Origin of the sequence: Bellilinea sp., assembly GCF_034432615.1 — a bacterium.
In the GTDB taxonomy this organism is placed as follows: Bacteria; Chloroflexota; Anaerolineae; order Anaerolineales; family Anaerolineaceae; genus Bellilinea.
This window is the reverse complement of sequence record NZ_DAOUBL010000122.1, coordinates 1-7,159: the sequence shown is the minus strand read 5'-3', so window position 1 is coordinate 7,159 and position 7,159 is coordinate 1. Positions and strand designations below refer to the sequence as shown.

General features: G+C 55.9%; 8 protein-coding genes. 3 read left to right on the top strand and 5 right to left on the bottom strand.

Annotated elements, in window-relative coordinates; all coding sequences use genetic code 11:
• Positions 1 to 103: 103 nt before the first annotated feature.
• Complete coding sequence (locus VAE48_RS05470) at positions 104 to 1,129, bottom strand: hypothetical protein (RefSeq protein WP_322792311.1); 1,026 nt, start codon at positions 1,127 to 1,129, stop codon at positions 104 to 106.
• Between the two features lie 413 nt (positions 1,130 to 1,542).
• On the opposite strand from VAE48_RS05470, the gene VAE48_RS05465 reads away from it, so the two are divergent.
• Positions 1,543 to 2,256 carry a PilZ domain-containing protein gene (locus tag VAE48_RS05465; RefSeq protein WP_322792310.1) on the top strand — a complete coding sequence of 238 codons (714 nt, stop codon included), beginning with the start codon at positions 1,543 to 1,545 and terminating at the stop codon, positions 2,254 to 2,256.
• Here VAE48_RS05465 and VAE48_RS05460 read toward each other — a convergent pair.
• From VAE48_RS05460 to VAE48_RS05445, 4 genes are read right to left on the bottom strand one after another with little or no spacing between them, the layout of a single operon-like run.
• Positions 2,253 to 4,010, bottom strand: a complete 1,758-nt coding sequence (locus VAE48_RS05460; protein WP_322792309.1) for a glycosyltransferase family 39 protein — start codon at positions 4,008 to 4,010, stop codon at positions 2,253 to 2,255. The genes VAE48_RS05465 and VAE48_RS05460 overlap by 4 nt on opposite strands.
• Before the next feature lie 11 nt (positions 4,011 to 4,021).
• Positions 4,022 to 4,477, bottom strand: a complete 456-nt coding sequence (locus tag VAE48_RS05455; RefSeq protein ID WP_322792308.1) for a DUF5680 domain-containing protein — start codon at positions 4,475 to 4,477, stop codon at positions 4,022 to 4,024.
• Between the two features lies 1 nt (position 4,478).
• The gene (locus VAE48_RS05450) at positions 4,479 to 4,931 is read right to left on the bottom strand and encodes a YcgN family cysteine cluster protein (RefSeq protein WP_322792307.1); all 453 of its coding nucleotides are present in this window, start codon (positions 4,929 to 4,931) and stop codon (positions 4,479 to 4,481) included.
• Between the two features lie 10 nt (positions 4,932 to 4,941).
• On the bottom strand, positions 4,942 to 5,535 hold the full coding sequence (locus tag VAE48_RS05445; RefSeq protein ID WP_322792306.1) for a nitroreductase family deazaflavin-dependent oxidoreductase: 594 nt from the start codon (positions 5,533 to 5,535) through the stop codon (positions 4,942 to 4,944).
• 81 nt (positions 5,536 to 5,616) lie between these two features.
• On the opposite strand from VAE48_RS05445, the gene gatC reads away from it, so the two are divergent.
• Positions 5,617 to 5,904 carry an Asp-tRNA(Asn)/Glu-tRNA(Gln) amidotransferase subunit GatC gene (gatC, locus tag VAE48_RS05440; RefSeq protein ID WP_322792305.1) on the top strand — a complete coding sequence of 96 codons (288 nt, stop codon included), beginning with the start codon at positions 5,617 to 5,619 and terminating at the stop codon, positions 5,902 to 5,904.
• Positions 5,905 to 5,909: 5 nt separating this feature from the next.
• Positions 5,910 to 7,159, top strand: a 1,250-nt coding sequence (gene gatA, locus VAE48_RS05435; protein ID WP_322792304.1) for an Asp-tRNA(Asn)/Glu-tRNA(Gln) amidotransferase subunit GatA, incomplete at its 3' end; no start/stop codon positions are given.

Here is a 7,159-nt window from a genome sequence, read left to right as displayed (position 1 = left end):
ACCCCCACCTGCACCTCCCCCTAAATCGCCCCAGCGATTTAGGGGGAGGCGGGAGGGGGTAATTGCTTTACTTGCCGGATTTTGAACATAACCCGAACTCACGTTAACTATGCAAAGCCTGACGGGCCAGCTGCAAGCGGTAACGACGCATCACGCGGCGGCGTTTCCGCTCCGGCAGGGCAAGAATATAACGGCAGACATTGGCAATTTTTTCGGCAGAAGTACCGCCATTCTGAAGCGGCAGCAGCCGCTTTAACTGCTCAACATCTACCTCGGCATACACCGGTTTACCTAAAGCCAGCGCCGTGTAAATGACGGTTGAATTTTCGGCTACCAGCGCATCGCAATTGGCAATCATGTGATGAACATTACCCTCGGTGAAAACGGTTGCCTGTGGGGCAATCATCTTGATTTCCAGCATCGCCAGTTCAAAATTTTCATTGGGGTGCAGTTTGATAAAAAGTGGTTTACCGTTGGCAACTTGCAATGCCCGCTGCAGGAAAGCCAGGCGGTTGTGCAATTTTCCGGTTTCACGGCTGGCAGAGGTGGCTGCCAGCACATAACCGTGATAAGGAAAATCATTATTCAGGTATTGCCGGGCATTGTCGTAGTTCGGGATGCCGGTGACGAACAACTTTTCCGGCCGGATTCCCTTGCGAATAAACAAATCGCGGTATCCAGCCGAGGCAACGCAGAAAGCCTCGTACGCGTTGGATAAGCCGGTAGCCGCTGTGTTTGCCAGCCAGCGCGGCAGGCGCAGGTCTTTGACCAGCTGGTAACGCAAACCCTCCGGCTCAGTCATTCCTTCTTGTACGAGCACAATCGGTTTGCGGCGGATGTTCTGCTGAATAATCAAATCGGTACAGGTTACCACCAGATCATAATTCCCCCGCTGCCCGCCGAAATCAACCGGAAGATGATGACGCCGGAGGTATGCCTCCGTTTCGCGGCGATGCCGCCCGCCAAGAATGGTGAAATCCAGCAGCCCTTTTTCGGCTGCCCAGCTCATTACACCCTCCGCATAAAAAGGAGTGAACACACATTCGTGTTCGGGTAATGCTTTGGCGATCTGATGCATCATCATGGTTTGATTGAGCGATCCGCCAATCAGCAAAATTCTCTTTGCCATCCGGCCACATCCTCCACTGCCAGTCTTTGAGACAATGTTTCCAAATTTAAGTATCCCTGCCGTGTTTAAGGTGTGTTCAACTAATGGCTAAAGCAGCGTTATAAATTGGCTAACAGATGATTAAGAGAGTTTCACCATAAAACTTTACCGTCCTGTGACCGAAACAGGAAAATTAACAAACCTTAATCTTAAAAATTCAGGGAAAATGATAGAAATTGAAGCGAATTTTTGCTATACTATGATTGTGGAGTAGAAGTTGTCCATACCACCCAGTTTCCACGTTTCGTTATTCGTTCTTATTCGTTGCGCTCGTCACCGGGTCGCCTGATTGAGCATCTCTGCTGATCCATTCCAGGTGACCCTGCTTACAGCAAGGGTCATTTTTTTACCAGATTTTCAGGGAGGTGGTTGTGATGTCATACCCATTTCTGAATGATGCGTTACAAGCGGTCAAATCGCTGGCTTTCCAGCGCGTGCCGCTCAACCTGGTCAGCACCTACAAAGGGGTACACTTCATCGAACGCATTGAGCCAATCAAAATTGGGGTGGACTCTATCACTTTCCGCGCTCCCCGTCTGCAAGTTTGCCTGACTCTGCGAGACCCCGTTTACCTCTATTCACGGGTGCTGCCGGAAACGGTGCGCGCCAAACCGCAACTCCTTAATACCCACCCGCAGGAATTAAGACTGAGTGATTTTTCCTTCAACGGCAACCTTTGGTTCGACCGCATGGAGCAGCGCGTCCAACCCGACCGCCCCATCGAGGTCATGCTGAAACTGCACAACCGTATCTACTCGGCAACCTTGCGGGATATTTCACTGCATGGCGCGGGTTTGATGCTTTACATTGGGGATCAGCCCCATTTTGATGTACTGGTCAACACACCGGTGGATTTACGCTTTGATCTGACCCCCACCACACCCATTGACATTCACGGCCAGGTGGTTTGCAGGCGCCGGGTTGGCACAACCATGTTGTACCTGGGAGTGCGGATTTTCCCCAGCGAGGAACAAACCCGCTGGTTGGAAAATTACATTGTCCGCCGCAAGCTGGAGATTATGAACGAACTCGATGAGCTGATCAACGAACAGCTGGAACCCCAAACCGCCGCCGATTTATACTTCTAAGGGTCTGAACAGCGGTAAATTCGATAGGGTTCTATTTCTGTTTCAAACCGGCAGTTCTGCTCTTCGAGCGGCTTGCGCCAGTTTGCAGTCGTGCGAATAATCGATTCAAGGCTTTGTTGTGGGTCCTGAGCATTGACCACGACATAAGCCTGACTGATGGTTTCGCGCTGGTTGAGTTTATCGAACCACGCCGCTTCGCCGCCGGCGCGAAGCAGGTAATACCACAGTGGCGGCGCATCCATACCATCCGCCACCACGGCTCCCTGCTCATCCAGACGCGCAGCAATCCAATCTGCCGTCCTTTCGGCGGCGGCCGGCACGGCAAGGCGGCTGCCGCGTTGCCACGCCCATGGCAGCGCCAGGAGCAACAGGGCTACCAGTACGCCCTGCACCAGTAATTGGGCTGCGGCTGGATGCCATGCCCTTCTTCGCCGCAGCCAGTCCAAAAACGCCGCCCAGCCAGCCGCTGCCAGCACCAGCAGCAGCACCAGCAGCCACAGCCATATCTTGCGCCACGCATTGGGACGTTGAACAATCAACAGAAACCCCACCCACAGCGAAACCGGCAACAAAACCGGCACCCGCTGACGGCTGGCACGCCAGTGAAAGATGGCTTCCAGCACCACACCCAGCACCGCCAGTGCGCTCAGCAAGACAGGCACATCCATTTGCCATTCATGCCAGGTTTCGTTCAACCGCGTCCACAGAGTGGGCCAAAACACATCCCACCCCAGCGGCTGGACAAACGGGTTGGAAAATAAACTTTGCGCCCCGCTGACCAGTAGAACCGGCAGGTAAAGGAAATAAACCCAAATGCCGGTTAACAGACCGCTGAGAAAAAGCACGAGAAGGTAACGCCGAGAGCCGCCGTAAGCCGCGGAAATTTGCGGTTCAACCCAAAGGGAAAGAAACATCCACAGGTACACTGCCCCCCATGGATAGAGCATGACCGGTACGGTATAAAAACCCAATGCGCCCAACACAGTCAGCCCCAGCCAGCCCGTCCAGTTGGGATTGGTTTTCAAATAAGTAGCCAGCACCCACCCCAGCAGGCTGAACAGCGCCAGCAGGGTATATCCGCGCCCATCGGCTGAGCCGCCCACCAGCAAGGGGGTTACAGCGATCAGCCCGGCTGCCAGCCAGCCCGCCCGGCGGTTATACCAGATTCGCCCCAGAGCGTAGGCGGCTGCCACACTCAATACCCCGCCAGCAAACGCCGGTAGACGCATGACCGCCGGAGCATTGCCCAGCAGGCGGGTCACAATGTGAACCAGCAGGGTGTGGAAAACATGGTTGTTGGGCAAATGATAATCGCTGATCACCGCCCACAATGACCGGCGCGCAAATCCAATGTAGGTGTAAGCTTCGTCGTGACCCAGCGGTTGATCCAGAAAGGGAATGCGCAGGACAAATGCCAGTAAAATCAAAAACCCCAGACGCAACCATTCGCCCCGCTCAGCCGCAGCAGGGCGGAAAGCGGCCCGTAAATCATCCCATCCTGCTTTCAAAAAACGAATACCCCGACCCAGCCAGTGCGGCTTGCGGTCATCCATCCACACCAGCAGCAGAGCGGTCAGGGCTGCCAGACCAAGCGCCGGGCGCAACAGCAAATGACGCTGGGGGGTAAAGGCTTCCATTGCTCCATCCGCTGCCAGACTATCCATCAAAGAACGCACCAGCGGGAAACCCGCCAGCGCTATGAACATTCCCCCCAGCCCTATAATCAAACCAGACAGCGCCAAAATGCGCCGCACCGCGCTCCTGCTCAGTTGATCATCCCTCCGCTGAAAGTCAACTGATAGGCAATCCGCTCGCGGTGAAAAATGACTTCCATTCCTTCGAACCACTCAACCGTGCCGCGCCATGCACAGGCGTAACGGAAATCACCCTCTTCGAACGAATCAGGCCCGCGGAACGGCACCTGCGCATCCACCATAAGCAAGGCGCGGCGTAAAAACGAATAAATCTGGTCGGGAGGCGGTTCTTCCAGTTTCACGCCGCCGGCATACACCATGGACCACCACGGCCGGTTGCGGTAGTACACCATCTCCTGTCCGGCAAAAAATTCTTCACCAAAATAAATATCCCGGTAAAACCAATCGCCGGAACGGTATTCCAATTGAATGCTGCCCGGCAGCAGAGACTCCACTTTTGCCGCCAGACCGGCAGCGTAGGTGTGACGTTTGGCTTCAATTAAGAACGGAACCAGCTGAGAGCTCATTTCACTCCTCGGTTAAGATGTAATTTTCCAAATCGTCCAGATCTACCCCCAATTCGGAGATTGCCCGCCCCAGGGCCGATGCACCGGCGCGGTGCACACTGCGCGGGTCACCGGTGATGAGGGGGTGCCAGTCGGGCAGGTCTTTACCCAGCGCCAGACGCCGATAAGCACAGGTTTCCGGCAGCCAGGTATACGTGCGCGCGGTTTCGGGGGTAATTCGTACGCAGGTGCTGACTTTTTCAAAGCGGTTTGGGTAATCCTTACAACGACAGGTTTTCAAATCCAGCAGGCGGCAGGCAACTGCGGTGGTCAACACGACTCCGCTTTCCTCATCCTCGATGCGATAAAGACAGCACCAGCCGCAGCCGTCACACAAGGATTCCAACTCGGCAGGGGTCATCTCCTCCAGTGATTTGCGTTTCCAAAATGGGATAGCGGTTTGATTCTCAGGCACGCTGGTTACCTCAACGTCTGCGGGGACGGCGTTTGAGCAGCAGAAAGAGCAGGAAGAAGGTCGTCAACGGCCAGATCCATGCCAGGTCGCCCGGCCCGCCTTCACCGGTGCGGGCAACCGTTCGGCGAATCCGGATCAGCCGGTAATCCCGCGTCAAACGATCCAGTTCCTCATCGCTGAGTTTGAGCGGGTCCACCCCGAACAAGCGCGCCGCAAAACCACTGGCAATCAGCACCTGACGTAAAATCGGCAGGCGCAAATCGGCATCCAGCACTTCTTCGGCAAGCCCGGCCCACCAGCCATCCGGCAGCCATACTTCCACCTGTGGATTGGCGATGATGTTGCGGTACCAGTCTGATACCGGGCCAAAACCGGCCACACAATAAATTTCGCCGTTCACAATTGCGTAATTCACCGGCGTACGGTAGCGTTTACCGCTTTTCCTTCCGCTGTGTTCCAGCACCATGATCTGCCCGGCGTACCTGGGAGCGATGTTGATGTGCTTTCCCAGTCCCAATCGCCACAGCCATACCATCAGGACGTTGCCTTTCTTGAAATACTGCCGTAAACGCCCGGCAAATTCAACGGAAATCGGTTCCTTCATCCTCTCCCTCCCTCCAAAAGACAAACAGATGGGGCGCGTTTTGGTTGCAGTGAAGTCATACTGTCTATTATAATACGCGGCATGAGTCTGACTCTGGCAGAAGTTGAACACATTGCCCACCTCGCCCGCCTGCAGCTGAGCGAAGAAGAAAAAATCCGCTTCCGCGAGCAGCTTTCTGCAATTCTGGAATACGCTGCCCGTTTGCAGCAGGTGGATACCCGCGATATTCCTCCCACCTCCAGCGTTCTGCCGCCGCGCAGCCGCCTGCGAGAGGACGAACCCCACGCGCCGTTTTCGCGGGATAAAATTCTGGCAAATGCACCGAATTCCCATCAGGGATATTTTCGCGTTCCGCCGGTACTGGAGTAACACGGATGGAAAAGCCACACAATCTGACAGTCCGGCAAGCCTTAACGGCGTTAAAAAACGGCTCGCTTTCCAGTGAGGAGCTGACCCGTGCCTGCCTGACGCAAATTGAGCGGCTGGAAGGCACAGTCCACGCCTTTATCACCCTCACGGCTGAAAAAGCGCTGGAGAATGCCCGAGCTGCCGATGCGCGCCGCATGGCAGCCCGCCGCCACCCCGATGAACCGCTTCCCCCGCTCCTGGGCCTGCCAATTGCCGTCAAAGACCTGCTCACCCTCAGCGGTGTGCGCTGTACCTGTGGATCGCGCATTTTGGAAAACTTCATCCCCCCCTTTACGGCCACCGCAGTCCAGCGGCTGCTGGATGCCGGCGTGGTGATTGTGGGTAAAACCAATACCGATGAGTTTGCCATGGGTTCATCCACCGAAAATTCGGCTTTCGGGGTCACCTTCAATCCATGGGATACCCGGCGTGTGCCGGGTGGATCCAGCGGCGGCTCGGCTGCTGCCGTAGCAGCCCGCATGATACCTGCCGCACTGGGCACCGACACCGGCGGTAGTGTCCGTCAGCCGGCTGCCTTCTGCGGCGTAACCGGCATCAAACCCACCTATGGGCGGGTTTCCCGGTATGGGCTGGTGGCCTACGGCTCATCGCTGGATACGGTTGGTGTGCTGGCACGCAGCGCCGAGGATGCTGCCATTCTCTTCTGGCCGATGGCCGGTTTTGACCCACTGGATGCTACAACCATCGAACAACCTGCCGCCGACTGGCAGCCTCCCAGTCCGGAAATGCTGCGCGGATTGCGTATCGGCGTTCCCAAAGAATATTTCCTGCCCGGCATGCAGCCGGAAGTAGAGGAGAAGGTACGCGCTGCCATTCAAACGCTGGCGGATTTGGGTGCAGCAGTACAGGAAATCAGCCTGCCGCACACCGAATATGCGCTGCCGGTTTATTACCTGATCGCCCCGGCAGAGGCCTCTGCCAATCTGGCGCGTTATGACGGCGTGCGCTTTGGTTACCGCGCCGCAGCCGAAACCCTCAGCGAGTTGTTTAACCGCTCCCGCTCGGAAGGTTTTGGCGCTGAGGTCAAACGCCGGATTATGCTGGGCACCTATGCCCTCTCGGCAGGTTATTATGATGCTTATTACGGGCAGGCCCAAAAAGTCCGTACTCTCATTCGGCAGGATTTTGAACACGCATTTCAACAGGTAGATGTGATTGCCGCTCCGGTTACACCCACCACGGCCTTCCGCATTGG